This is a genomic window from uncultured Campylobacter sp. (assembly GCF_938015785.1).
In the GTDB taxonomy this organism is placed as follows: Bacteria; Campylobacterota; Campylobacteria; order Campylobacterales; family Campylobacteraceae; genus Campylobacter_B.
This window is the reverse complement of record NZ_CALLWC010000073.1, coordinates 1-24,109: the sequence shown is the minus strand read 5'-3', so window position 1 is coordinate 24,109 and position 24,109 is coordinate 1. Positions and strand designations below refer to the sequence as shown.

The window sequence follows — 24,109 nt, the reverse complement described above, 5'->3', positions numbered from 1 at the left end:
TTAAAACCACCCTAGAGCCTAAATCAAACCGCCGCGAATTTTTAAAAGGTCTAACGAAATTTCATAAAATCTAATAAATTCCAAAAGTTATAAGAAATCTTTCAAAAAATACGGCGAAAGAATTTTCAAAATTTTAGTTATTTACTCGTCCATACCCTGCGAAGCGGTTCGATGCTAGGCAGCTTATGCGGTCTTTGCCGCAGCGGACGATATAGCTATTTTCCATCTTTTGCCCCGCTACATGGACGTTTTTCTTATTTAAATTTACGAAGTCCGCTTGATTTCTACCACGAGTATTGTGGACAAATTTCACGCGACCATCAGCATAGATCTCGCGCACGATGCCGATATGGCTGATCTCGTTATTGACCTTGCCTTTGTTAGAGCGCAAGGTGTTTTGAAAAAACACCAAATCCCCCACTCGCGGCGTATTGCTGAGTAAATTTCTACGGCTGTAATAATTATATATTGCTTGGGATTTGCGTCCGTTTGTGAAGTATTTTGGCAGATCTTTTGAGTTAAAAAATAGATCATCGTATTTATCATTTAGCACGGTGATAAATCCGCTGCAGTCCCCTCCCGCGCGAGTGCCGGTGTAATCGTCCACAGATGCGATTAGCGGGCGGTTAAACTCGCTTCCTGGCACCGAAGTTATTCCTTCTTCATGATCGTTTAAGACATACGCTTGCTGGCTGCCGGCAGACGGGGCTTTTGAGGAGCAACCGACCAGCAAAAACGCACCCAAAGCGCAAATAATTAATTGTTTCATATAAAGATCCTTATAAAATTATATAACGATTAAATTTGGACGTAATTTTAGCGCTCAGTGGTAACAAAATGGTAACTTTAAAGCTAAATTCTGTATAATCGCCGAAATTTTACACGGAGAAATCATGCATTATCTACGAATTAACGGGGGCAAAAAACTAAGCGGCAGCGTCAAAATAAGCGGCGCAAAAAACGCTGCACTGCCGCTCATAGCTCTATCTATCCTTTCAAAAAATGAAGTCATAATTAAAAATTTACCCGCGGTTTCCGATATCCACACGCTAATTCAGCTGCTTTCAAATTTAGGCGCAAAATGCGAGTTTCTCGACGCCAACACCGTCAAAATCGATCCGCGCGAGATAAACTCGACCAAAGCGATCTACGATATAGTGCGCAAAATGCGCGCTTCGATCTTGGTGCTAGGGCCGCTTTTAGCGCGGTTTAGACACTGCGAGGTAAGCCTTCCGGGAGGCTGCGCGATCGGCGCCAGACCGATCGATCTACACCTTAGCGCGCTTGAAAAGATGGGCGCAGAGGTTAAGATCGAGCAGGGTTACGTCGTTTGCACCGCAAAAAAGGGGCTTAAGGGCGCGACTATAAATTTTGACAAAATTACCGTCACCGGCACCGAAAATATCGTAATGGCGGCTGCCTTAGCAAGCGGTACCACGCATATCATAAATGCGGCAAAAGAGCCCGAAATAATCGCCGTTTGCAACGCATTAAAAAGCGCAGGCATCGACATAGAGGGCATCGGCACGAACGAAATCCTCATCAAAGGAAGCGGCGGTGAGCTTTTAAGCTTAAACGAAATTTCGATTATTCCCGATCGCATCGAAGCAGGCACCTATCTGTGCGCAGGCGCGATCACGGGCTCTCGTATCAAGATCACGCACGCTTGCGCGGCTCATCTTGGCGCAGTGCTTGCAAAATTTGAAGATATGGGCTTTAAATTTGAAATTTCAAACGGCGGCGAGGAAATAACGATCCTGCCCGCTTCAAAGATCAAACCAGTTGAGATCATCACAAGCGAATATCCGGGCTTTCCTACCGATATGCAGGCGCAGTTTATGGCGCTTGCGTGTGTAGCCACGGGCGTCAGCACCATCGACGAGAGGCTTTTTGAAAACCGCTTCATGCACGTAAGCGAACTTTCGAGAATGGGCGCAGATATCCGCCTAAACGGACACATCGCGACGATCAGCGGCGGCAAGCTAAACGGCGCGGACGTTATGGCGACCGATCTGCGCGCCAGCTCGGCACTCGTTTTAGCCGCCCTTGCGGCGCGCGGAGAGAGCAAAATACATAGAATTTACCACCTGGATCGCGGCTACGAGAGACTAGAGGCTAAGCTTGGTGCGCTTGGCGCGGACATACAGAGGCTGGAGGAATGAAGACTTCGGAATAAAAATCTTGCGCAAGCAAGCAAAGTGGAATTTTACGAGCGAAATGTTTTGAAATTTTAAGTAACACTAGCATTAAAATAAGGCAATTGAGCCCGTAAAATTTCGCGTATTTATTTGGGTAAAATTTTGCTTTGCAAGCTTCGGCGCAACATAAAATTTAAGGCCACGCGAAGTATTAACTGTGCGAATTTTAAATGTAAAAAATGATAAAAAGGACTTAAAATGATAGGAATAAATGAGGCTATAGATTTGGCTACGGCTAGAATCACATCAAGCGGGCGGAGTGAAAAGGTACCTCTTCCCAGCGCTCTAGACCGCATCCTTTCTAGCGATATTTCTGCGATTAAAAACCTGCCCTGCTTCGATAATTCGGCGCTTGACGGCTATGCCTACGCGGCAGAATTCAAAGACGAAGAGCTAGAGATCGTAGAGCCTACGATTTTTGCAGGAGACGAAAAATTCTATGAAATAAAGGCTGCGCAAGCGCAAAAGATAATGACCGGCGCGCCAATGCCTGCAGGCGCAGACTCTGTCGCGAGGCTAGAGGATGTAGACGCGCAAGGTGGAACTCTAAAAATCCCTGCTTCCGTTCATGCCCACGACGGCTTTCGTAAAAAAGGCGAGGAGGTGCGCGCGGGCGAGCTTTTATTGCGCCGTGGCGAAATTTTAAACCCTGCTAAAATCATGCTTCTTGCCGCGCAAGGAATTTACGAAGTAAGCGTTTACGCGCGTCCTAAAATCGCTCTATTTTCCAGTGGAAACGAGCTAAAAGAGCCGTGGCAGAGCGCAAGCGAGCGCGAAATTTATAACGCCAACTCTAGCGGTATTGCTGCATTGCTGCAAAAGTACGGCTTTGAAAATGAGTATTTAGGGATTTTAAAGGATGATTTTAGCGCGGTTTGCGAGGCGCTAGATACTGCTACGCGTAAATTTGACGTGCTAATTACCAGCGGTGGAGCAAGCGCTGGGGAGGCGGATTTTATGCAAAGCGCTATGAGCGAACTTGGATTTTTGCAGGTTTTCGATCACATTGATATCAAGCCCGGCCGCCCCAGCAAGTGCTTCGCAAAAGACGGCAAATTCGTCTTTGCAATGGCAGGCAATCCAATGGCTGCTTTCGTGCTTACACGCGCAGTCATACTGCCGATCCTATTTAAGCTTAGCGGCGCAAGTGAGGCTTTTAGCGCAGAAGCGGCGATATATGCCAAGCTCGCAAGCGATCTGAAGCTAAAAAGCGGCAGAGTAAATTTAACCGTAGGCGCATATGAAGGCGGAGTTTTTACGCCTATGCCGTCGCCTTCTGGGCGCATCAGACCGCTGGCTGCGGCATCGCATTTTTTCTTGGCTGATCCCGAATGCGACAAAGTTCGCGCTGGAGAAATCGTAAAAATTTATGAAATTTAAGCGAGAAATTATTGACAAATGAAAATTTATAGGCTACAATCGCGCTTTATTTTTACCGCATGCGGGAATAGCTCAGTGGTAGAGCGCAACCTTGCCATGGTTGATGTCGCGAGTTCGACTCTCGTTTCCCGCTCCATTTTAACTTCAAATTTTAAAATTCATTCCGTTTCGCTCATTTTTAAACCGCAAAATTTCGATATGAAAGCCTTGAAATGAAAATTTTAGTTTGCGTAAGCGGCGCGAGTTTCTGCGAGATCGGACTTGATCTGCTTAAATTTCTTGCCAGCTCGCCGCATGAAATCCACGCCGTACTTACTCAGGGCGCGCGCCGCGTCCTGCGCGCCGAAAGCGGCATAGACGCGGACGAGGCTTTAAAATCCACGGAATTTATAAGTGTAAAATTTTATCCCGACACCGATCTGGGCGCGCCGCCCGCTTCGGGCTCGTTCGGCATTGACGCCACAATCTTTGCGCCCTGCTCTATTAGCTCTTTAGCTAAAATTTACGGCGGGCTTTGCGACAGCCTAAGCACTCGCGCTGCAGCAGTTGCGCTAAAAGAGCGTAAGCGGCTGATTCTTGGCGTGCGCGAGATGCCGCTTTCTGCGATCAGCCTGCGCCAGATGAGCGAGCTAGCCGCGCTCGGCGTCATCATCGCTCCGCCCGTGATCGCAGGTTACTGCGGCGTGCAAAATTTAAAAAATTTCATAATCGGCAAGTGGTGCGACGCGCTGGGCGTGCAAAACGAGCTATTTAAAAGGTGGCAATAATGCAAAACTCAAGAAAATGTATCTATCCGGGCACTTTCGATCCTATCACGAACGGCCATCTGGACGTAATCAAGCGTGCGCTGGGGCTTTTTGATGAAGTTATCGTCGCAGTCGCGCTAAACGAGAGCAAAAAACCCTACTTCAGCCTAAAATCCAGACTAGAGATGGCGCGAGCCGCGACACGCGGACTTCGCGGTATAAGTGTGCAAAGCTTTAATAATCTGCTCGTGGATTTTGCTAAATCTTGCGGCGTGCGCTTCGTTATCCGCGGGCTTCGCGCGGTTAGCGACTTTGAGTACGAGCTGCAGATCGGCTACGCAAATGCCTCGTTATGGGAGGAATTTGAGAGCGTGTATTTAATGCCGACGCTCAAAAACGCCTTCATCTCAAGCTCGATTGTCCGCTCCGTTTTGAGCCACGGCGGCGACGTTTCGCACCTAGTGCCGAGCGAAATTTTAAAATTTTTAAAAAAATGAGCTTGCAAGCGACTGAAATTTAGCCCGCAGGCGCAGCTAAATTTAAAATTTAAAACTGCACGAGAGATAAAATGAACAAGCAAATGGATGAGATAGAAAGACTGCGAACGTTTTTAAAAAGCGTGAGAGATGAATACAAAGCCTTAAATAAAATAGCCGAAGCGCAGGTCGTAAGCAGGCGCTGGGCGTCGGGTAGCTATATCAATTTAGAGCCGTTTTATTTCGAATATAACCGCTTCTTTAAGGGCAAAATTTTAAAAGCTAAACCAAAAAAGATCGCAAATGCCTACGAATACGGCTTTGACGCGCAAGATCGCGTCGTTTTTGAAAGGCAACATGACGGCAAAAAACATTTCTTTGAAAACCTTTATTTTTGGGGGCGGGACGAAGTTTTAAAATACGAATTTGGTTGCTATAACAAAAGATGCTCAAAATGCTTCAATATAAAAAGATTTATCTATGAAAATGGCGAGCTAAAGTCCATCTACTCGGCCTTTGACAACAACGCCTATGGGATAGAAAATTTTACTTACGAAGGCGGCAAACTCGCACAAAGACGGGAGTATGTAGAGCACCCTCGCGCAGGCAGAAGAAATGACGTAACAAACTATGAATTTGACGCAATGGGCGAGCTGATCTTAATAACCGAAAATGGTTATGTGCGCTATCAAAAGCCCGATAAGGATATGAGTTACAAAAAGCTTTATGAGCTCGCCGCGCAAAGGCTGCTACCCGCGATTAAAGAGACGATCAAAAAGCACGCGCCCGCCCGTAAACTCTACTGCATAAATTTAGCTTGCGATAATAGGAGTTTACCGCCGATCATCGGATTCGGCTCGCAAGAACAGCGCGCGTAGTGGCTTGCACAAAAGGACGGTTGGCTTCTTTGGCTCGTTACTGATTACGAGTTTCGAGCCGAGGTCGAAGTAGACTACGAAACGGCGAAAATTTTTGATCTTTTCAATCAAGAAACGCAGCTAAATGATAAATATGCGCAGGCTAAAAAGCTCATTTGGGAGTGCGTGAAGCAGCTCAAAGCAGGTCTTGGCGAATTTGCGCTCGATATGACGGAGGATTTTACGATCACGGCTACCGATTGCGATCTTGGCAATCTGAGGAAAGATTTCATAGCGATAAATCCCGAGCTTGTAAGCACGTATAAGGGCAAAATTTAAAATTTACAAACTGCACGGGAGATGAAAATGAATAAGCAAATGGATGAGATAGAAAGACTGCAAGCGCTTTTTAAAAGCGCCAAAAACGACTACGAAGCCATAAAAAAGAGGGCTGAAGCGCAGGCCGTAAGCAGGCGCTGGGCATCAAATCAGTATTTAAATTTTGAGCCGTTTTATTTTGAGTTCAACCGCTTCTCAAAAGGTAGGGTTTTAAAAGAAGCGCCCAAAAAGATCGCAAACGCCTACGAATACGGCTTTGACGCGCAAGATCGCGCCGTTTTTGAGAGGCAGTATGTGAGCGAAAAATATTTCTACGAAGAGTTTTATTTTTGGCGCCTGGATGAAATTTTAAGCTACCGATTTGATTATTACGATAAAAAATGCGTGAACGTAAAAAGATTTGTCTATGAGGATGGCGCGCTAAAGTCAATCTACTCGGCTTTTGCGAGCGAAGGCTACTGGATAGAGAATTTCGCTTACGAAGGCGGCAAGCTCGCGCAAAAGCAGTGGCGCGGCACGGATCCATACGGAGGCAAATTCGACCGCGTCATAAACTACGAATTTGACGCTATAGGCGAGCTAAGTTTAATAGTCGAGGGCGGCTACGTGCACTACAGAAAACCGGATAAAAAAATGAGCTACAAAAAGCTCTACGAGCTCGCCGCGCAAAGGTTGCTGCCCGCGATTAAAGAGACGATCAAAAAGCATGCGCCCGCCTGCAAGCTCTACTGCATAAATTTAGCCTACGACGACACGGGCTCGCTGCCGCCTCAGATCGGATTCGGCTCGCAAGAACAGCGCGCGCAGTGGCTTGCGCAGGGCGATGACGATAACTGGATCGTTTGGAACGTCGCCGATTACGAGTTTCAGGCCGAGTTGGACGAGGATGACGAGACGGCAAATCTTTTTGATCTTTTCAATCAAGAAACGCGGCTAAACGGCAGATACTCGCAAGCCAAAAAGCTTATTTTAGAGTGCGCGAAGCAGCTTAAGGCGGATATCGGTGAGCTCGGGCTCGACGTGAGCGAGGATTTTGCGCTCGTAGCGAGTGATTATGATCTTAGCGATCTGCGGAAAAATTTCAAAGCGATAAATCCAGAGCTTGTAAGCGCGTATAAGGGCAAAATTTAAAATTTCATCGTCGCGATTTTCTCATCGCACATAGCGTTTTGCCCGCCCGCGCCGCTAGGCAACATACCCTACCCTACATGACGCCGCTGCCCTGCTCCGCCCGAAGTGCCGCCCGTTCCATATAGCGTCATCCGCTTCGCATAGTACATACCCTGCTTTACGAAGCGTGCCATTCTATCCGCACGGCGCGCCGTCTTTATCCGGCTGACGCCCTACTCCGCTCCGCTCGGTACGCGCTCCTTAAGCGCAAATTTACTCGCTCGCTGCTCGAGCGCTAAATTTAACCGCGAGCCGCACCGCAAAGAGTAAGTGCTTAGCAACAAAGCGCCCGATAAAATTTTACGCCGAAAGATCAAAATCGGCTCGCACAAGCTCGCGCAAAAGCCCGATTTGGAGGCGAAATTTAGCGCCCGGCCGTTTAAAAAAGCCGCTATTTAGCTATAAGCTTGTAAAATAGCGCACAAATTTAAAGGCGAAAAATGTATGTAATATTCGAAGGTATCGACGGCGTGGGCAAAAGCACGCAGATAGCGCGACTGGCGTCGGCTTTCCCGCAAGCGATCGTGACCAAGGAGCCCGGCGGCACGAAGCTCGGCGAAGCGGTGCGAAGCCTCGTTTTGGGCGAGGATTTTAAGTGGCGGCGCGGCAGCGTAAATCTGCGCGAGGCCTGCGGCGAAATTTCAAAGCGCACCGAGCTGCTTTTGTTCCTCGCAGACCGCGCCGAGCACTACGAGCGCGTGATAAAGGGCGGTGCGGACAGGCTCGTGCTAAGCGATCGCGGTTTCATCTCGGGGCTTGCCTATGCGCTGGCAAACGACGAAAACGCGGATCTTAGCGAGCTTATTGCGCTTAATAAATTTGCGCTGGGGGGCAAATTTGCAGATAAAATCGTGCTGTTTTCCGCGGACGAACAGCTCGTCAAGAAACGACTCAAAACGCGCGCTAGCAGCGATATAATCGAGGCTCGCGGGCTCAAATACCTAATGCGCGTGCAAGAGTTGATGGCGCGAGCATGCGCGGCGTGCGGCGTTCAGACGCTGCAAATAGACGCTGCACAATCCGAAGAAGCGATCTGCGATCAGATAAGAAATTTCATACTTTCTTAAAATTTTAAGACGTGGAATTTTGCCGCAGAAGTTGATTTCTGAGGCTTGCCGTAAAATTTTAGCTATGGAATTTCATCGCGAAATTTTAACTATGGAATTCCGCCCATAAAATTTCAGCTCCAAATTTCGTTATGGAATTTTATAGGAGAGATTCTAGGTAAAATTTCATGGGCGGAATTTGTTTTATAATTTCGCAGCAAAATTTCGCCATAGAATTCTGTCTTAAAATTCCGCCGCAGACCAAAAAGCGCGGAATTTCATAAGCAAAATCCCGCGCGGAATTTTAATTCGCGGATTCGCAGGCAGAATTCCGCTTAAGCTTTAGATTGAAAGGATAGCGATGAAGACGTTAAAGTTTGTTTTACGCAAGGTTTTTAAATTTATATTTTTGTTTTGGGTGGTCATAAGCTCGCTTTTCGGCACATATATGATCGCCGATAAATTTTTCGGCCGTACCTTCGTAGCCTGGACGCTCATCCGTGATTTTAGCAGCGCTTCGCTGGATCTGAAGAATTTTAGCATCAGCGCCCGCTTAAGAGCTACCACTATCGGCGGATGACTATGGCGCGACGAGCGCAAGCCGAAGCCCGACTTCTCGGACGACAACTCCACTGGCGCCCCGTATGAACTAAGTATAAATTTTGAGCACGTGAGCGCGCCCGGGATCGTGCTGAAAAACATCAAGCTCGAGCAGGTGCAAAGCGGACGCGTCGTGTTTGAAAAGGATGAGCTAGAGGTGCCGATAGAGATGGGCTATAGCGGTTACAAAAGCGGCAGATTGGAGATACCTGATCTCGATTCTGCGCATGTCAAACACAGACTGAGCGCCGAAATATGCGTATCTGGGGGCGCCTGCACAAGCTTCGTGCATTATTTCTTGCCATACAGACATGTAGAGGGTACAGCGGCTCTGCGGGGCATTTTTTAGCCGCGAGAAATTCGGCGCGGAATTTTAAAACATAAAATTTGCGGCGGTATGAATTAATTTGGCGGAATAAACGAGTAGATTATCGATGCCCGTAACGTGGCGGCATGCTTTATTCGCGTGGCGGAATTTTGTAGCTTGCCGTATTTGTACGAAACGAAATTTCAAAATTTCGCGGCGCATAAAATTTATAGCGCAGCGTGAAATTCTACCCGGCAAAAATTTATGCCCTATTCCGGCACCGATAAATAAATCTGCTAACAAATCCCGAGAGGCGACAATCTATAAAATGATAAATTTACAATGCAGCGATTGGGCACAAAATTTTAAAATTACCGGCAAAAATATCATGATTTAAAAAGCGCGTTACTTATTATAAAATGCGCTTTATTATCATTCGCTCTCTTATAATTTTTAGCATTTTTACTAGCCGTTTCAAAAACGCTTTGCAAAATTTAGGCTATATTAAAGCTTAAAATACGCCTATTACGCATTTCTTGACTATTTAAAATTTTTTACTTCTTAAAAATCAAAATTTTAGCCATTTAAAATTTATACTTGAATTTAAACTGCAATTTAATTAAACATTAAAAATCTTTGTATTATTATTCGCCGCGTTAATAATCAATTCTATAATCATTAAGTAAGGAAATATGAATGTTTAGAAGATTCTCTCTCTCTCTCTATGCCTCGCTGCTCTTTTATGGCTCGCTTTACGCGGAAGAGCCGACCAACTCACAAGAATTAGGAACTATCCAGGTAACCGGCAATGTCGATTCGCAAAGCGTAGCCGAGCAAAAGGTCGGCGAAACAAAAACCACCGCGCAGACTATTAAGAAGCAGCAGATCACCGATAGTAGAGACTTGGTGCGATACCAAACGGGTGTTACGGCGGTAGAGGCTGGTCGTTTCGGCACGAGCGGCTATGCCGTGCGCGGCGTGGATGAAAACCGCGTCGCCATAACGATAGACGGACTTCGTCAGGCAGAAACTCTAAGCTCGCAAGGCTTCAAAGAGCTTTTTGAAGGTTACGGAAATTTCAATAACACCCGCAATAGCGTGGAGATGGAAAACGTCAAAGTTGCGACCATAACAAAAGGCGCGGATTCGATAAAAACGGGCTCGGGAGCGCTGGGCGGATCGGTAATGTTTGAGACGAAAGACGCAAGGGATTATCTGATAAACAAAGACTTTCACTTTGGCTTTAAAAACGGATATCAAAGTATGAATTCCCAAAATATGAGATCGCTTACTTTCGCAGGAAGATACAAATGGCTCGATCTGTTGGTAATAAATACGAAAAGAAACGGCCGCGAGATCAAAAATTATTTCTACAATATCTACTCGCCAAAAGAGGATAGAACAAAAGTCGGCAGGGAAAGAGAAAAGGCAGATCCCTATCATATAACCCGCACCAGCACTATGGTAAAGATCGGTTTTCAGCCGGCCGATGAGCATAGATTTAGCATTATGAATGATGATTCAACTCTTAAATCCAAAGGAGAGGATTTATCCTATTCGCTTCGCTCATACAGCTACTCATTGCAGGATACGAAGCTGGGAGAGAGGATAACGAACGATAAATCTCATAGAAAAAACATTCAATTCGCCTACGAAAATTTTGTAGAAACGCCGTTTTGGGATACTTTTAAAGTATCGTATTCTACGCAAAAGATACGAAATAAAGCAAAGACCGACGAATACTGCAACAACGACAAGTGCAATAACGTCAGAAACCCAAACGGTCTAGATCTGGTATATGATAAGAAAGCGGGTGTGTATAAAATAGTAGATAAATACGGCAAAGAGCTTACGCCCGATCTCGATACCAGCGGATGGAGTACGGAAAGAGATTTTAGAGACAGCAAAGGCAACAAGGTCGAGTGGCAAGAAGACGGAGGTAGGCTCGATTATATGCTTTTAGACTGCTCTAAGATAGACTGTACTAAGAAATTTCGAGTCTCAAGGCTATATCAAGATAATATGGGAAACTGGAAACACGACTACGTAGATAGAGATATTGAGATAAAAACGGCTCCCGACGGCACGAAATACGGTAGAGTAAAGGTCGAAAAAGATTCAGGCGGTTTCTTTGACGAGGATACAAGGATCATAAGGCCGAAATCGGCGGGCTATGCAGAAGATCAATATCACGACAGAGATTTAAATACCGATACGAATCAGTTTGATATAAAATTTGAAAAAGAACTTAAAGTATTTCAAACCCAGCACTATATAAAATACGGCGGTCTTTTAGAGAAAACGAAAAAAGTAATGATAGATCAAGACGGCTTTAAAGGTGAAAATGAAAAATGGTGGGCGAGTAAATTTTACGGCTATAAATTTGAGCCGAGCAATCCGAATGCGGATTCGAACGGATATGTTTTAAAGCCGAATTGGTATCCGGGCGCCAATGGCCCGAAAAGCAACACGGGAATGAAGCAAACCTATCTCATCCCCGTAGAGACTAGAACTACCGCTTTGTTTATCGGAGATGATTTTAAGATCACGGATTGGTTGGGACTGGATTTAAATTATCGATACGACAAGGTAAAACATATGCCCAAATACGACGAGAACATTCCCGTGCCGAAGGGCTTGATAGCAGGCATCTTCGTGCCGCTACCGGGCAATGCTTACGGGCCGGGAGCTACGTGCGGATACAATACCCCTTGTATGAACGAAAATATCAGACAAAATTTAGCAATACTGCTTCAAAATAAAGAATTTAAAAGCGATTCTTATACGCTCGGGTTAAATTTGGATCCGCTCGATTTTATGAGATTTCAGCTTAAATATTCAAAAGGGTTTCGCGCTCCGACATCGGATGAGATGTATATGACCTTTAAGCATCCGAGCTTTTCGATCGCGCCTAACGTTGATTTAAAAGCCGAGATCGCAAAAACAAAAGAGGCCGCCTTGACGTTTTATAAAGATCAAAGCTTCATAACGTTTGATATTTTTAAAACCGATTACGATAACTTTATAGATTTGGTATTTTTAAGGATGAAGGCCGTTGAAGTAGGAAGCGCTTTGCAATATCCGTTTTGGCAGAACAAAAACAGAGATAGCGCCAAAGTCAATGGCTTTGAAATAAACGCCCATATGGAATTAGGCGATGTCTCCTCCACGCTTGAAGGCTTTAGGATAGGATATAAATTTACCAAGCAAAGAGGTAGGATGGACGGAGATATACCGATGAACGCCATTCAGCCGCCGACTTCGGTTTATAATATCGGCTACTCCGCACCAGGCGATAAATACGGCATAGACCTTTTCATAACGAGCGTCGGAGAGAAAAAGGCCAAAGATAGCTACAATATGTATTGGAAAGAGCAGATGGAGCACATAGACCCCGATAGCGGTCAGATCGTGCCCGGCAAAAAGATCAAAGGAAAACCCGTGACCGATAGCACGCTAGCATGGAGGAGCGGAAATTATACGGTTTTGGACATCATAACCTACGCAAGACCTCATAAAAATTTTAATTTCGGCTTCGGCGTTTATAATATCACGAACACCAAATATATCACTTGGGATTCAGCCAGATCCATCAGGGGATTCGGAACGACGAATTTGATAGATCAAAACACCGGCGCGGGCATCGGCAGGTTTTACGCGCCGCGCAGAAATTTTAGATTTAACTGGGAGATAACGTTTTAGGTCGGCTGCCTGTTAAGTCGATTGCTTAGATGTTAGCGCTAAGCGCGATTTAAATTTATCCGAAATTCCGGCTCAAGCGAGCTTAGCTCGTTTGAGTTTCCGCCGTCTTCAAAATAAACGGCGAGCGATCAAAGGCTTAGGAGCGCGGGAATTTAAAAATGTAAAATTTGCAGCGGTATGGTTTATTCGCGTGGCGGAATTTTGCCGCTTGCCGTATTTGTGCAAAACAAAATTTCAAAATTTCGCGGCGCATAAAATTTATAGCATGGCGCGAAATTCTGCCCGGCAAAATTTGAGGTAACAGAATTATAAAATTCCGTGTAGTGTATTTGTGCGGCGGGGTAGCGCTATTTTTTGCGACGCTTGCGCCACGATGAGAGTTTTTGCATGCAAGTAGAACAAATTAGGCATATCATGCACACAAGCGTAAGCACTACGCAAGAATAGAAAAAATCGCTCAGGCTTGTCGTTTTACCCTCAATAAATGTCATATAAATCCAAAGCAGTACCGCAATCACAGCGATGCAAAAAAGCAGTACCGCCCAAAATAGTCGCGCCAAGCTAAGTAGCCGCTCGGCAAGGCTAAACGCCAGTTGTGTCAAACGAGGCGCGCGCCTTTCAATAGCGCGGATGATCGAATAAATGTGCGCCAGAATTATCATCGCAACGAGCGCAAGCCCCGCACAAGTGTAGAAAAAATCGCCTAGGTTTGAGAATGCGTCTTTTTTGGACGCAAAATAGATCGCGTAAAATACCGTCGTGGCGAAAAAGATCAGACCGAATGTAATCAAAACATCCCAAGCTAAAGATAGTGCGCGCTTCGCGGCATCTAGCGCACTCAACGCAAAATCGCGGGCATATTCCAAAGGCGTTCTGCGGCGCTCGACTTCCAAGGCGACGAGGCTGCCTAAATATCCCTGCTTGCAGTATTTTACGCGCACTAAATCGCCCTGCTTAAACGAGAATGCCCTGCAACGCATGCGAAAGCGAACACCGCCGATCTCAAAAAGCACGAGCGTCTCGATCTCCTGCCTAAGGACGCGAACGTGCAAGTTTTCTATCCTGCCTTCGATACAGGGCTGCTTATTTCGCATAATCCTCCAAAATTAAGTTTAAATTTCGCGCCGCTTGCTAGGCGCTTGTTTGCTCGGCGCTAGAAAAACCCGCTCATCTTTCCCGCAAGGCTCTGCGGCGCGACGGAATTCTACGCGACAAAATTCCGCGACTCCTAATTTCGTGCAGCAAGATGGACTAATCGCGAGCTTGATTTTAAAATTTTCGCTAAATTCCGCCGCGCTTATCGGCGGCAAATTTAATACGGTTAGCTTTACGAGCGCGGTTCGCACCGCATACTAAACAAACATGTTTAAATTTAAGATCATAAAATTTAAAAATCGCCGGATATCAAATTACAAGCCGTAAATTTAAATATAGAACTCAAATACTATCGCGTACATATACGAGCTTTGAGATCTTAGTAAAATTTTGCCCTTTAAATTTACGCGCAGTTTTCGCCGTATATAAATTTTTGCGCGATTTTGGAAGTATTTCTTATACGTATTTTGCCAGGCGAATTTAAGCGCAAATCCAGCGCAGTGCAACTTTGCTTGCGTAAAATTTTAACGCGAGCAAAGCCGATTAAATTTGACCTCGAAATTTTAACGAGGCTTTAGCGCACAAGTCTCGTTTTGTTCTAGTGATTCAAATTTCAGCCAAAAGCCGCTACGCACAAAATCAAAATTTTATTAAACCCGCATTTGAGCCGAAATTTTACTAAATTTTAAAGCTAGCGCAGTCCGAATTTCAACGCACCTAAAAATAAATTCTAAACGTTAAATCTAAAGTGCATCACGTCGCCGTCTTGCACGACGTAGTCCTTGCCCTCAAGGCGCATTTTGCCCGCTTCTTTCGCCCTGCTCTCGCCGCCGCACGCGATAAAATCTTCAAATCCGATCACCTCGGCTCTGATAAATCCGCGCTCAAAGTCGTTGTGAATCACGCTCGCGGCCTTCGGGGCCTTCCAGCCCTTCGTGATCGTCCACGCGCGAACCTCCATCTCGCCTGCGGTAAAGTAGCTGATGAGGCTGAGCTTCGCAAATGAGCGCTTGATGATGAGTTCCAGCCCGCTTTGCTGCGCGCCCAGGCTTTGCAGCATCTCGTGCGTCTCCTCATCGCTTAAGCCTATGAGCTCCTCTTCGATCTTGGCGCAGAGCTTGATCACCTCGGCGCCGCGGGCGCTTGCATATTCTCTTACGCGCGCGACGTATTCGTTATCTTGCGCGATGCCGTCTTCGTCCACATTGGCGCCGTAGATTACATCCTTGGCGCTAAGCAGGCGCAGCTCGCGATTTAAAGCGATGTAGCTTTCGTCCTCTTTGAGCGCGAAATTTGAAGCGGGCTTGCCGTCGTTTAGATGCGCCAAAAGCTCGTTTGCTACGGCTAGCGCCTCTTTAGCGCCCTTTTGATTTGCTTTGGCTTCCTTGCCGAGACGCTCGATCTTGCGGCCAAGCTGCTCGATGTCCGCTAAAATAAGCTCGGTTTCGATGATCTCGATGTCGCGGATAGGATCGACGCAGCCTTCGACGTGGGTTATGTCGCCGCTTTCGAAGCAGCGCACGATATGAAGGATGATCTCGCACTCGCGGATATTTGAAAGAAATTTATTCCCCAGCCCCTCGCCCTTGCTAGCTCCGCGCACGAGGCCTGCGATATCTACAAACTCGATAGTCGAATGCACGATGCGACCGGGCTTAACAATCTGCGCTAGCTTGCCGAGCCTGGCATCGGGCACGGGCACGACCGCTTTATTAGGCTCAATCGTGCAGAACGGATAGTTCTGCGCCTGCGCGTTTTGTGCGCCGCTAAGTGCATTAAAAGTAGTGGATTTACCGACGTTCGGAAGCCCTACGATCCCTACTGAAAGCCCCATCTACGCGTCCTTCAGCTCTTTGGCTAGAGCCTGCAAGAAATATAGGCTAGCTCTCACGCCCGCGCCAGTCGCGCCTGCCGCGTAATAGCCCCACGCCTTTTCCAGATACGCAGGCCCCGCGATGTCGAGGTGCAGCCACTTGTCTTTATACTCGTCCTTTATAAATTTATCCAAAAACAGCCCCGCGGTTATCGCGCCGCCGTACCTGCTGGAGGAGCAGTTGGAGATGTCTGCGATACTGCTTTTGATTAGCTCGCGCAGATAATCGTTAAATTCCAAAATACTAAATAGCTCGCCGCTACAATCGCTAAGATCTTTAAATTTACGCTTTAGCTCCTCGCTGTTTCCCATGATACCGCTAGTGTATTCGCCTAGCCCCACGACGCAAGCGCCGGTAAGCGTCGCCATATCGATTAGCAGACCTGGCTCAAGATCCTGCGCGTAGCTTAGGCAGTCGGCAAGCACGAGCCGCCCCTCTGCGTCGGTGTTTCGCACCTCTATGCTTACGCCGCTGCGACTAAGCAGCACGTCGTCGGGCTTATACGAATCGCCGCCGATCATATTTTCGGTAGCGCCGATGACCGCATGTATCTCAAACGGCAGCTCTAGCTCGGCAGCGCCCTTGATGATGCCCATCGCGGCAAGCGCGCCGCTTTTGTCGCTTTTCATCGTAAGCATATAATCGGCAGGCTTCAAACTTAGCCCGCCGCTGTCGTAAGTAAGCCCTTTGCCCACGAAAACGACGCGCTTTAGGCAGCGCTGCGGCTTATAGATCAGATGAATTAGGCGCGGCGGATGAGCACTGGAGCGATTAACCGCCAAAAACGCATTCATATTCTGCTCTCGCAAAAAGTCCTCGTCGTAAATTTTAACGCTCACGTCGTCGTAGTTTGAGGCTAGAATTTCAGCCTCGCTCGCCATCTTTTCGGGTGTGTAAATTTCAGGAATCTCATTGACGCCATCGCGCGTAAAATTTGCGGCGTTTGCCATCACGGTGCCCTGCTGCACGCCGTAGTTCATCTTTTGCACGTCGGGGCTACTGCCGCCGTACTCCTGCGTAGAGATTAAAATTTCATTCAAGCTGGAGCTTTTCTTCTCGCTTTTGTATTTATTAAACTCATAGCCGCCCAAAAGCACGCCCTCGACCATCGCCATTGTACTTCTGCGGTCGCATCCGCATTTGTAAAAGGCGATTTTAAAATTTTTGATCGCATAGCCCTTGAGCGCATTGTATGCGCTCGCAAGCGCCGCTCGCAACCTATCGAAGCTAAGCTCCTTAACGCCGACGTACAGCCGTCCGCTCTCGGCAAGGAGTAGATTGCCCTCGCCTTTGTAATTAAAAAGCGCAAACTTATCCGTGTCTTTAATAAATTCGTGATTTAAATTTTTATCCACAACTAAAATAACTTCAAAATCCGCCTCTATCTCGTTAATTTTACGATCTAGCAGTTTTACTTTCATCTCGTTCCTTTCGTGAGTTCATAAAGTGATTTTCCATACGTTTAAATAGCCTAAAAAATAGATATAAAATTCCGCCTATGATAGGTATCGCAAAATACCAGTGTTGCTCGATTAGCCGCAGCCCGCTCCAGATCTCCTCGCCGAAATACCACGCCAAAACCATCGTCGCACCCGACCAGCACCAAGCACTAAAAAGATTGATAATCGCAAATTTCTTTGCGCTGTAGCGAGTGATGCCGATACTCATCGGGATGATGACGCGAAAGCCATACATATAGCGCTGCATTAAAATTATCGGCCAACCGTAGCGTTGCAAAAGCAAGTGCGCAATCGCAAATTTTCGGCGCTGCGCCGCGAGCTTTTTACTGATATATTTTTTGTTGTAGCGACCGATATAAAAATAAAACTGATCGCCGCAAAATGCCCCAAGGCCCGCGACAAAGATACCTAGCGGCAAATTTATATGACCCTCGTGCGCCATGATACCGCCCAAAATCAGCGCGATTTCGCCTTCTAAAATACACCAAACGAAAAGCACGATATAGGCGTATTGGTGGTATTGTTGTAATAAATTTTTAAGTAGCTCTTCCAAATTACGCCTCTAAAACGCAATAAACGTTTGTGCGGCGCGAAAATTCGCCTAGATCGTTTAACTCGCGCAAATTTAATAAAAAGCACGCCTCGACGCATTTAGCCTGCGTCTGCGCGATGAGATCTAATGCCGCTCGTGCGGTGCCTCCGGTGGCTATTAGATCATCAATTAACAGAACCTTGGCATCTTGCACGCCGGAGAATGCATCCACGTGCATCTCGACCTGATCGAAGCCATATTCAAGGCTGTATTTTTGCGAAATCGTGATATAAGGGAGCTTCTTTGGCTTTCTAATCGGCACAAAAGCGACCCTCAACCTCGCAGCAAGTGCCGCTGCAAAAATAAATCCGCGACTTTCTATGCCTACTATGTAATCAAGTCCGTAATCAGCGTAGCGCTCGGCTAGATGATCAAGCAGGAAATTAAACGCCTCGCGATCGCCTACGAGCGTCGTGATATCGTAAAACAAAATACCGGGCTTTGGGAAGTCGCGCACGGTGCGGATCGAGCGAAATAAATAGCTTTTTTGCTCGTTGCTTAGACTTTTCATAGCTTACCTCTTTTCAATCTTGCGTTTTGGATTTTTAAGCTGCAGTTTTCGCTCTCCTCATTTTGCAGGGCCTCAATGCCGAAGCGAAGGGCAGTTTTGAGCTTTTCGTTATCGCTTTTAAGCTTTGAAATTCTTTCTTCGCTCTTTCGAAGTAAGGCGTAAATTTTAGAATTTTTTCGTATCGATAGAATAAGTAGTGCTGCAAAAAATAGCGCTAAAACGCCTAATACTACGCTCATTGCTCGCCTCCTTCATTTGGATTTGCAAAGCGGCGTATAGTAGCGAGTGTTGCGTTAAAATACACACTAGAAAGATTTGCTCCCTTTGAATTTACGCTCGTAATAGCAGAATTCTCATCTGTTAAACTCGCACTAGCGCAATTTGCGTTTTCTCGCTTAACGCTCACACAGACGGAATTTGTAGCCTTGAAATTTATAATTGCTGGGTTCAAACCGACAAAATCTTTGCGGCTAGCTTTTTGAGCAAAATTTTTCTCACAAACGCTCTCGCGCGTAAAATTTAACGTAGAATTTGCACTAGTAGAATTTTTACCCAATGGATTTTTCCCATCAAAGATTATCTTTGCGTGCGCAGAATTTAAATTTATATGATGTGCGCCACCAAAGCTTATCAAGGAATTCTCGCCGGTAAATAAGGAATTTTTATCGTTAAGGCTCCGCGCAAAATTTGACGCGGAATCCGTGTCGATGGGATTTTTGCTAGAAGGGTTTTTACCACCGAAGCTTAATTTGGAATTTCGTCCGTTTAAATTAGCGTCACAGCTTTGTTCTGCAAAATTTTGAGCGGAGTTCTGAATGGAATTCGATTCGTCAAATCCAAGCATGAAATTCGCACTGCCGCAAGCACCTAGCTTTGCGACGCGCTTAATGTGCCTACCGCCCGCAAAATCGGTGCTAAAAAACGCCCTAATTATATCCTCAATCACTAGCGCGCCCATTAATCGCTCGCCGAAGGCTAGGACGTTGGCGTCGTTGTGCTCTCTAGCTAGTCTAGCGCTCGTTGCGTCATGACACAGCGCGCAGCGGATGTGAGCGCGGCGGTTTGCGGCGATGCTGATACCGATGCCCGTACCGCAAATCAAAACGCCGTAAATGCCGTAGTCGGTGGAATTTAAAATTTTATCTTTGCTCGCATTCTGGCTTACGGCTGCGTTTACGCAGGTAGTCATGCTTTCGCTAGCGTTAAAATTTTGACGACTAGCGTTTTTTATAATGTTAAAATTTTCATTTTTCTCGCTACATTGTACGGCGTCGTTAAAATTTCCGCAGCCGTTTATACTTGCGACAAAATTTTCGTTACCGCCCGCTTCGGAATTTTCCGCGGCTGCAGGAGAATTTATGTCGCTACTTTCTTTAAAATTTTCACTTCGCGCGCAGGCTTCACATTCGGCTAAAATTTTATCCGCCAACGTGCCTGCAAAATCGGGATAATCCACGCTCGCTTCGGCACTATGAGTGCCAAGATCGACCGCTTCGTAACCCAAAGTGGCGAGCGCTTTTTTGGCTTGCTCTTTGGCATGAAAGCCCGCATGATCGCTCGCTATGAAAATTTTATTTATTTGCATTGCCGCTCCTTATTTTTGCTCATAGATTAGGCTCTCATCGTTTTGCAAGGTATCGACGAAGCGCCCGATTCGCTCCCAGCGGATCTTGCGATCGGCATCGATACTAAAATATGTAAACCACGGCTTGCCGACGATCAGACGATAAGGTACCGGACCCCAAAAGCGGCTATCGGCGGAATTATTTCGATTATCGCCTATCATAAAATACTCATCCTGCGGCACTTTGATGTAAAAGGCATTGAAGCTTATCCCCGCAGCTTCGAAGCTGTGAGGAATTTCGCTTAGACTAATGGGCTTCATAGAAAATTCACCCTTCTCAAGTGCGATTTTGACATTTGTTAGCATCGAGTTCTTAGCATTAGGGTCGTAGTGAATGCCCTTAAATTTATACGGCTCTTTAACATATTTTTCGCCACCCAAAATCACAATGTCGCGAGCATCGTAGTTTGCGGCAATGAACTCGTCGCCTTCATGCGGACGAAGGTAGAAATTATTCAGATCAAATATCACCTCGTCACCGCCTACGGCAAAATTTCGCTTTACAAAGTGCATTTTTTCATTAAGCGGATAGCGAAAAACCACGATGTCGCCGCGCTTCGGACCCTCGCCACGGATGATATGCCCATCTCCGTCGCTATCAGGAGCTACCTGCCACTCTACAAAGGGAATATGCGGAGTCGGGATGCCGTAGCTAAATTTTTTAACGAATAAAAAATCACCCTCCAAAAGCGTAGTGCGCATCGATCCGCTGGGGATCACGAAGGCTTGCGCAACAAAAAGAATGACGAATAAAACGACGATGACCGTCCCCGTCCAACTTGATAAAAAGTGATAAATTTTGCTTAGTATTTTCATTTAGGCTCTTTGTCTTAAGCGATTTTTCGCCGATTTTATCGTGTTGTTCAAAAGCATCGCAATCGTCATCGGCCCCACGCCTCCGGGCACGGGCGTGATGAACGAGCATTTCGGCGCGACTGCTTCAAAATCGACGTCGCCTCTTAGCTTGCCGTCCTCGCCGCGATTGATCCCTACGTCGATCACCACTGCGCCTTGTTTTACCATATCGGCGCCCACAAAATGCGCCTTGCCGACCGCCACGACCAAAATATCGGCGTCTGCGCAAAGTTGCTTTAGGTTTTTCGTCTTACTATGAGCGATAGTGACGGTAGCGTCGGCATTTAGAAGCAGGCTAGCCATCGGCTTTCCTACGATATTGCTACGACCCAGCACGACGGCGTTTTTACCCGCTATCTGCACGCCGTATTCCTCAAGCAGGCGCATCACGCCAAGCGGAGTGCAAGGCACAAAACCGTCCGCAAGCCCGCTAGTAAGCTTGCCTACGTTTATCGCGCTAAATCCGTCCACGTCCTTTTGCGGGCTTATTTTTTCTAAAATTTTATTCGTATCGATATGTTTTGGAAGCGGCAACTGCACCAAAATGCCGTCGATACTTTCGTCTTCGTTTAAATTTTCTATCAGTTCTAAAAGCGCTGCCTCGCTCACGTTGGAGCTCAAGCGGTGCGCTACGGAGCGGATCCCGCAGGCGGCACAGGCTTTTTCCTTGCTCGCGACATAGGTCTTGCTCGCCGCATCCTCGCCTACTAAAATCACCGCCAGCGCGGGCTTTACGCCCTTTGCGGCAAGATCCGAAGCGTCCGATTTGATCTCATCTTTTACCTTCGCGCTTATGCTTTTGCCGTCGATTAAAGTCATTTAAAGCCTTTTTGAAAAATAAGGCAAATGTTACCCTAAAATTTATAAAATTTAGATTTATTCAGCGGGATTTTATGGGAATTTGAAAGAATTTTAAAAAGAATTTCGTCCTAAATTTAAGCCTGCTCAAATAAGCCTAAATTTTATCGTCATTATAGACGGATGGACACCTTGACACCGCTATATTCAGGCTGCAACGCTGCTAAGGCTTGCATTGCGGAATGAAGCCTTATTTGAGCAAAAACTACAATGTTTCCATTTTCTCGCCGTTAAACGTCTCGTATCGTCGCCCGCCGCGCAATATACGCTATGCATAATAGTAGCCTGTATAATGGTGGCTCGGCGCCTTATTTCGCTCTGGCTCTGGGACATCTTGCGGTCCGCTCCTAGAGCAGCCGCATAGAAACAGCGCCGCACACAGAAACAAAACGATCTTTTTCACCATATATCCTTTTCAAAATTTTTATAATTTTATCTTTGATTGGTTGCAAAATTTCATAAAATTTTTCAAAGCACTCATAAAAATTTTATCCCCTTTGAAATTTAAAATTTTGGCGAATTCTAACGACACAAATTTCGTCAAAATTTAGGCTTCGCGCAGCTTACAATTTCGCTAAAAAATTAAAATTCTGGCGACTCAAATCGTATTTAGTGCGATTTTACGCTATGCGCGCCGTGCAAGATCGCGTAGCTTCTATTTTGCGCGTCGAAATGCCGCGCTAAATACACTGCTAAATACAACCGCGCCGCTTTGGAATTTTAAAATTTCGCCGAATTTTAAAGGCGCCGCGTTTAAATTTACTCGTTGCGCAGCGTTTGCAATACGTCGATCTGCGTGGCTTTTTTCGCCGGATACCATGACGATAGCGCTACGATAAGCACCGCGCCGATTAAAATCATCGCCAAATCGCCTAGCGAAAGCTCCATCGGCAGCTTCGAGCTTCCGTAAACGTCGGCCGGTAGATTTACGATGTCGAAGCTTCCGAGCAGCCACACGCCAAATAGGCCCAAAACGAGCCCGAATATGATGCCGCCGCCGCCGATCGTGGCTCCGAGCGCAAAAAAGGTCCTCTTAACCTCCTTTTTGCTGGCGCCCAGGCTAAGTAAAAGCGCGATCTCTTGGCGGCGGTTCATCACGGTCATCAGAAGCGAGCTTACGATATTTAGGCTCGCGACTAGGATTATTAGCATCAGCACGATGAAAAGCGCGCGCTTTTCAAGCGCAAGGGCGCTGAAAAAATTGCCGTTTTGCTGCCACCAGCCCACGGCGCTAGCACCGCCGGGGAGGCTTTTTTTGATGCGCTCCAGATCCTTAAACGGATCGTTTGAAAAAACATGCACGCCGTCGAATGTCCCCTCGTCGTAGCCCAAAATTTTGGCTAGATCGCTCGCGTCCGCGTAGGAATACGCCTTGTCGTAGGCGATCAGCCCGGAGCTAAAATCCGCGCGCACGTCAAAGCGCTTCATCTTAGGGATCAGCGCAAAGCCGCCAGGATCGCTCTTCGTAAAAATCATCGTGATCTTGCCGCCCTCATCCAGCATAAACTCATCTTTGATCCCGCGCCCTATCATTATGCCGTAATCCGTTAGATTGGCGTCTTTGGCGCCTGCCGCGACGACGGAGTTGATGCGCTTTTCGTCGTTTAAATTTACGCCGAAAATCAGCCCGCCCTCGAGCTTCTCGCCGCCTTTGGCGATGACTTGCGAGCTGATATACGGGCTAAAGATCAGATCTGGAAAGTCCGCCCGCAGCCCCTCCACGTCGTCTTTTGAAATGCCGCCGCGAAAGTGGCTGTGGATCGTGATCGGGTAGTTCATCGTAAAGAGCTTGCGCTCAAATTCCTTATCGAAACCGTTCATTATCGCCATCGCGACGATCAGCACCGTAAGCCCCACGCCGACGCCCAAGAACGCAAGCAGCGCCGAAAGCGTAATGAAAGGCTGAGAGCGATCGAATCTGAGATATTTGAATAATAAATACTTTACCAAAAAGCCGTCCTTGTAAAATTTTACATAAAATTTGGCACTAAATTCTATGTGAAATTTTAAGTATTTTGGAATTTTAAAATTCCAAAAACAGGCTCCACGCCTTGGAATACTAAGTTTTAACTAAATAGAATTTTACCTAGGTGTGAACTATAATTTTAAATACTCTTGAAATGTTTCAAATCCCAACGGGACAAAATTGAAGTTAAATTTAAAGATAGTGGAAAATGAGCTGTAACTCCCAACGGGATAGAATTCTACTCTATTGTTTCTTGCACTTTGCTTGATTGCTAGCCGGTTTCAAACCACAGCGAGTTTTAAAAATTTAAAATCGCGCCGAAATCTATTTATACGCAGTGAAATTCACCCCCAAGAGATATCGGATACGACAAACCAAACAGATCGTATTGCAAAACTTTGAAATTTTAAACCCGAATTCTAAATTTTAAAATTTCAAGCGCCTTAAATTTTA

The 24,109-nt window shown here is 46.4% G+C and carries 24 protein-coding genes, 1 tRNA gene and 2 pseudogenes; 14 read left to right on the top strand and 13 right to left on the bottom strand.

Annotated elements, in window-relative coordinates:
* Positions 1 to 133 precede the first annotated feature (133 nt).
* Complete coding sequence (locus Q0393_RS10665) at positions 134 to 769, bottom strand: NlpC/P60 family protein (RefSeq protein WP_297895564.1); 636 nt, start codon at positions 767 to 769, stop codon at positions 134 to 136.
* Positions 770 to 893: 124 nt separating this feature from the next.
* Between Q0393_RS10665 and murA the strand changes: the two genes are divergently transcribed.
* From murA to Q0393_RS10600, 13 genes are all read left to right on the top strand, one after another.
* Complete coding sequence (gene murA, locus Q0393_RS10660; RefSeq protein ID WP_298980056.1) at positions 894 to 2,162, top strand: UDP-N-acetylglucosamine 1-carboxyvinyltransferase; 1,269 nt, start codon at positions 894 to 896, stop codon at positions 2,160 to 2,162.
* Positions 2,163 to 2,396: 234 nt separating this feature from the next.
* Positions 2,397 to 3,578: a molybdopterin molybdotransferase MoeA gene (locus Q0393_RS10655; RefSeq protein WP_298980054.1), complete on the top strand. Its 1,182-nt coding sequence runs from the start codon at positions 2,397 to 2,399 to the stop codon at positions 3,576 to 3,578.
* Positions 3,579 to 3,639: 61 nt separating this feature from the next.
* Positions 3,640 to 3,714: transfer RNA gene (locus Q0393_RS10650), tRNA-Gly, on the top strand.
* A 76-nt stretch (positions 3,715 to 3,790) separates the two neighbouring features.
* Positions 3,791 to 4,345 carry a UbiX family flavin prenyltransferase gene (locus Q0393_RS10645; RefSeq protein WP_298980052.1) on the top strand — a complete coding sequence of 185 codons (555 nt, stop codon included), beginning with the start codon at positions 3,791 to 3,793 and terminating at the stop codon, positions 4,343 to 4,345.
* The gene (coaD, locus tag Q0393_RS10640) at positions 4,345 to 4,821 is read left to right on the top strand and encodes a pantetheine-phosphate adenylyltransferase (RefSeq protein WP_298980050.1); all 477 of its coding nucleotides are present in this window, start codon (positions 4,345 to 4,347) and stop codon (positions 4,819 to 4,821) included. The genes Q0393_RS10645 and coaD overlap by 1 nt, the downstream gene beginning before the upstream one ends.
* An 83-nt stretch (positions 4,822 to 4,904) precedes the next feature.
* Positions 4,905 to 5,678 carry a hypothetical protein gene (locus Q0393_RS10635; RefSeq protein WP_298980048.1) on the top strand — a complete coding sequence of 258 codons (774 nt, stop codon included), beginning with the start codon at positions 4,905 to 4,907 and terminating at the stop codon, positions 5,676 to 5,678.
* Between the two features lie 165 nt (positions 5,679 to 5,843).
* Positions 5,844 to 5,996, top strand: a complete 153-nt coding sequence (locus tag Q0393_RS10630; protein ID WP_298980046.1) for a hypothetical protein — start codon at positions 5,844 to 5,846, stop codon at positions 5,994 to 5,996.
* Positions 5,997 to 6,023: 27 nt separating this feature from the next.
* The gene (locus Q0393_RS10625; RefSeq protein ID WP_298980044.1) at positions 6,024 to 7,127 is read left to right on the top strand and encodes a hypothetical protein; all 1,104 of its coding nucleotides are present in this window, start codon (positions 6,024 to 6,026) and stop codon (positions 7,125 to 7,127) included.
* A gap of 309 nt (positions 7,128 to 7,436) precedes the next feature.
* Positions 7,437 to 7,565 (top strand): hypothetical protein, encoded by a 129-nt coding sequence (locus tag Q0393_RS10620; protein ID WP_298980042.1) that lies wholly within the window; start codon positions 7,437 to 7,439, stop codon positions 7,563 to 7,565.
* Between the two features lie 41 nt (positions 7,566 to 7,606).
* Entirely contained in the window at positions 7,607 to 8,233 is a 627-nt protein-coding gene (gene tmk / locus Q0393_RS10615) for a dTMP kinase (protein ID WP_298980041.1), read from the top strand.
* Between the two features lie 340 nt (positions 8,234 to 8,573).
* Complete coding sequence (locus Q0393_RS10610; protein ID WP_298980039.1) at positions 8,574 to 8,792, top strand: hypothetical protein; 219 nt, start codon at positions 8,574 to 8,576, stop codon at positions 8,790 to 8,792.
* Positions 8,793 to 8,882: 90 nt separating this feature from the next.
* Positions 8,883 to 9,161 carry a hypothetical protein gene (locus tag Q0393_RS10605; protein WP_298980038.1) on the top strand — a complete coding sequence of 93 codons (279 nt, stop codon included), beginning with the start codon at positions 8,883 to 8,885 and terminating at the stop codon, positions 9,159 to 9,161.
* Positions 9,162 to 9,815: 654 nt separating this feature from the next.
* Positions 9,816 to 12,821: a TonB-dependent hemoglobin/transferrin/lactoferrin family receptor gene (locus Q0393_RS10600; RefSeq protein ID WP_298980037.1), complete on the top strand. Its 3,006-nt coding sequence runs from the start codon at positions 9,816 to 9,818 to the stop codon at positions 12,819 to 12,821.
* Positions 12,822 to 13,168: 347 nt separating this feature from the next.
* Here Q0393_RS10600 and Q0393_RS10595 read toward each other — a convergent pair whose 3' ends face one another.
* Complete coding sequence (locus tag Q0393_RS10595; protein ID WP_298980036.1) at positions 13,169 to 13,915, bottom strand: hypothetical protein; 747 nt, start codon at positions 13,913 to 13,915, stop codon at positions 13,169 to 13,171.
* Between the two features lie 49 nt (positions 13,916 to 13,964).
* On the opposite strand from Q0393_RS10595, the gene Q0393_RS10590 reads away from it, so the two are divergent.
* Positions 13,965 to 14,177, top strand: coding sequence for a hypothetical protein (locus Q0393_RS10590; RefSeq protein WP_298980035.1), 213 nt, complete (start codon positions 13,965 to 13,967; stop codon positions 14,175 to 14,177).
* Between the two features lie 469 nt (positions 14,178 to 14,646).
* Here Q0393_RS10590 and ychF read toward each other — a convergent pair whose 3' ends face one another.
* From ychF to Q0393_RS10535, 11 genes and pseudogenes are all read right to left on the bottom strand, one after another.
* The gene (ychF, locus tag Q0393_RS10585) at positions 14,647 to 15,750 is read right to left on the bottom strand and encodes a redox-regulated ATPase YchF (protein ID WP_298980034.1); all 1,104 of its coding nucleotides are present in this window, start codon (positions 15,748 to 15,750) and stop codon (positions 14,647 to 14,649) included.
* Positions 15,751 to 17,211, bottom strand: a complete 1,461-nt coding sequence (locus Q0393_RS10580) for a leucyl aminopeptidase (protein ID WP_298980033.1) — start codon at positions 17,209 to 17,211, stop codon at positions 15,751 to 15,753.
* Positions 17,186 to 17,803 carry a DedA family protein gene (locus Q0393_RS10575; protein ID WP_298980032.1) on the bottom strand — a complete coding sequence of 206 codons (618 nt, stop codon included), beginning with the start codon at positions 17,801 to 17,803 and terminating at the stop codon, positions 17,186 to 17,188. Before Q0393_RS10575 ends, Q0393_RS10580 begins: the two co-directional genes overlap by 26 nt.
* 1 nt (position 17,804) lies before the next feature.
* On the bottom strand, positions 17,805 to 18,353 hold the full coding sequence (locus Q0393_RS10570; RefSeq protein WP_005870566.1) for an adenine phosphoribosyltransferase: 549 nt from the start codon (positions 18,351 to 18,353) through the stop codon (positions 17,805 to 17,807).
* The gene (locus tag Q0393_RS10565; RefSeq protein WP_005870567.1) at positions 18,350 to 18,592 is read right to left on the bottom strand and encodes a hypothetical protein; all 243 of its coding nucleotides are present in this window, start codon (positions 18,590 to 18,592) and stop codon (positions 18,350 to 18,352) included. Before Q0393_RS10565 ends, Q0393_RS10570 begins: the two co-directional genes overlap by 4 nt.
* Positions 18,593 to 19,218: 626 nt before the next feature.
* Positions 19,219 to 19,464: pseudogene (locus Q0393_RS10560) on the bottom strand (RpiB/LacA/LacB family sugar-phosphate isomerase); the annotation flags it as partial.
* Positions 19,465 to 19,773: 309 nt separating this feature from the next.
* Positions 19,774 to 19,938 (bottom strand): annotated as a pseudogene (locus Q0393_RS10555) (RpiB/LacA/LacB family sugar-phosphate isomerase); the annotation flags it as partial.
* Between the two features lie 9 nt (positions 19,939 to 19,947).
* A complete protein-coding gene (gene lepB / locus Q0393_RS10550) occupies positions 19,948 to 20,793 on the bottom strand; it encodes a signal peptidase I (protein ID WP_298783644.1) in 846 nt (281 codons plus the stop codon).
* Complete coding sequence (gene folD, locus Q0393_RS10545; protein ID WP_298980031.1) at positions 20,794 to 21,651, bottom strand: bifunctional methylenetetrahydrofolate dehydrogenase/methenyltetrahydrofolate cyclohydrolase FolD; 858 nt, start codon at positions 21,649 to 21,651, stop codon at positions 20,794 to 20,796.
* Positions 21,652 to 21,958: 307 nt separating this feature from the next.
* Positions 21,959 to 22,093, bottom strand: a complete 135-nt coding sequence (locus Q0393_RS10540; protein ID WP_297960755.1) for a hypothetical protein — start codon at positions 22,091 to 22,093, stop codon at positions 21,959 to 21,961.
* A 356-nt stretch (positions 22,094 to 22,449) separates the two neighbouring features.
* The gene (locus Q0393_RS10535; RefSeq protein ID WP_298980030.1) at positions 22,450 to 23,640 is read right to left on the bottom strand and encodes an ABC transporter permease; all 1,191 of its coding nucleotides are present in this window, start codon (positions 23,638 to 23,640) and stop codon (positions 22,450 to 22,452) included.
* Between the last annotated feature and the right edge of the window lie 469 nt (positions 23,641 to 24,109).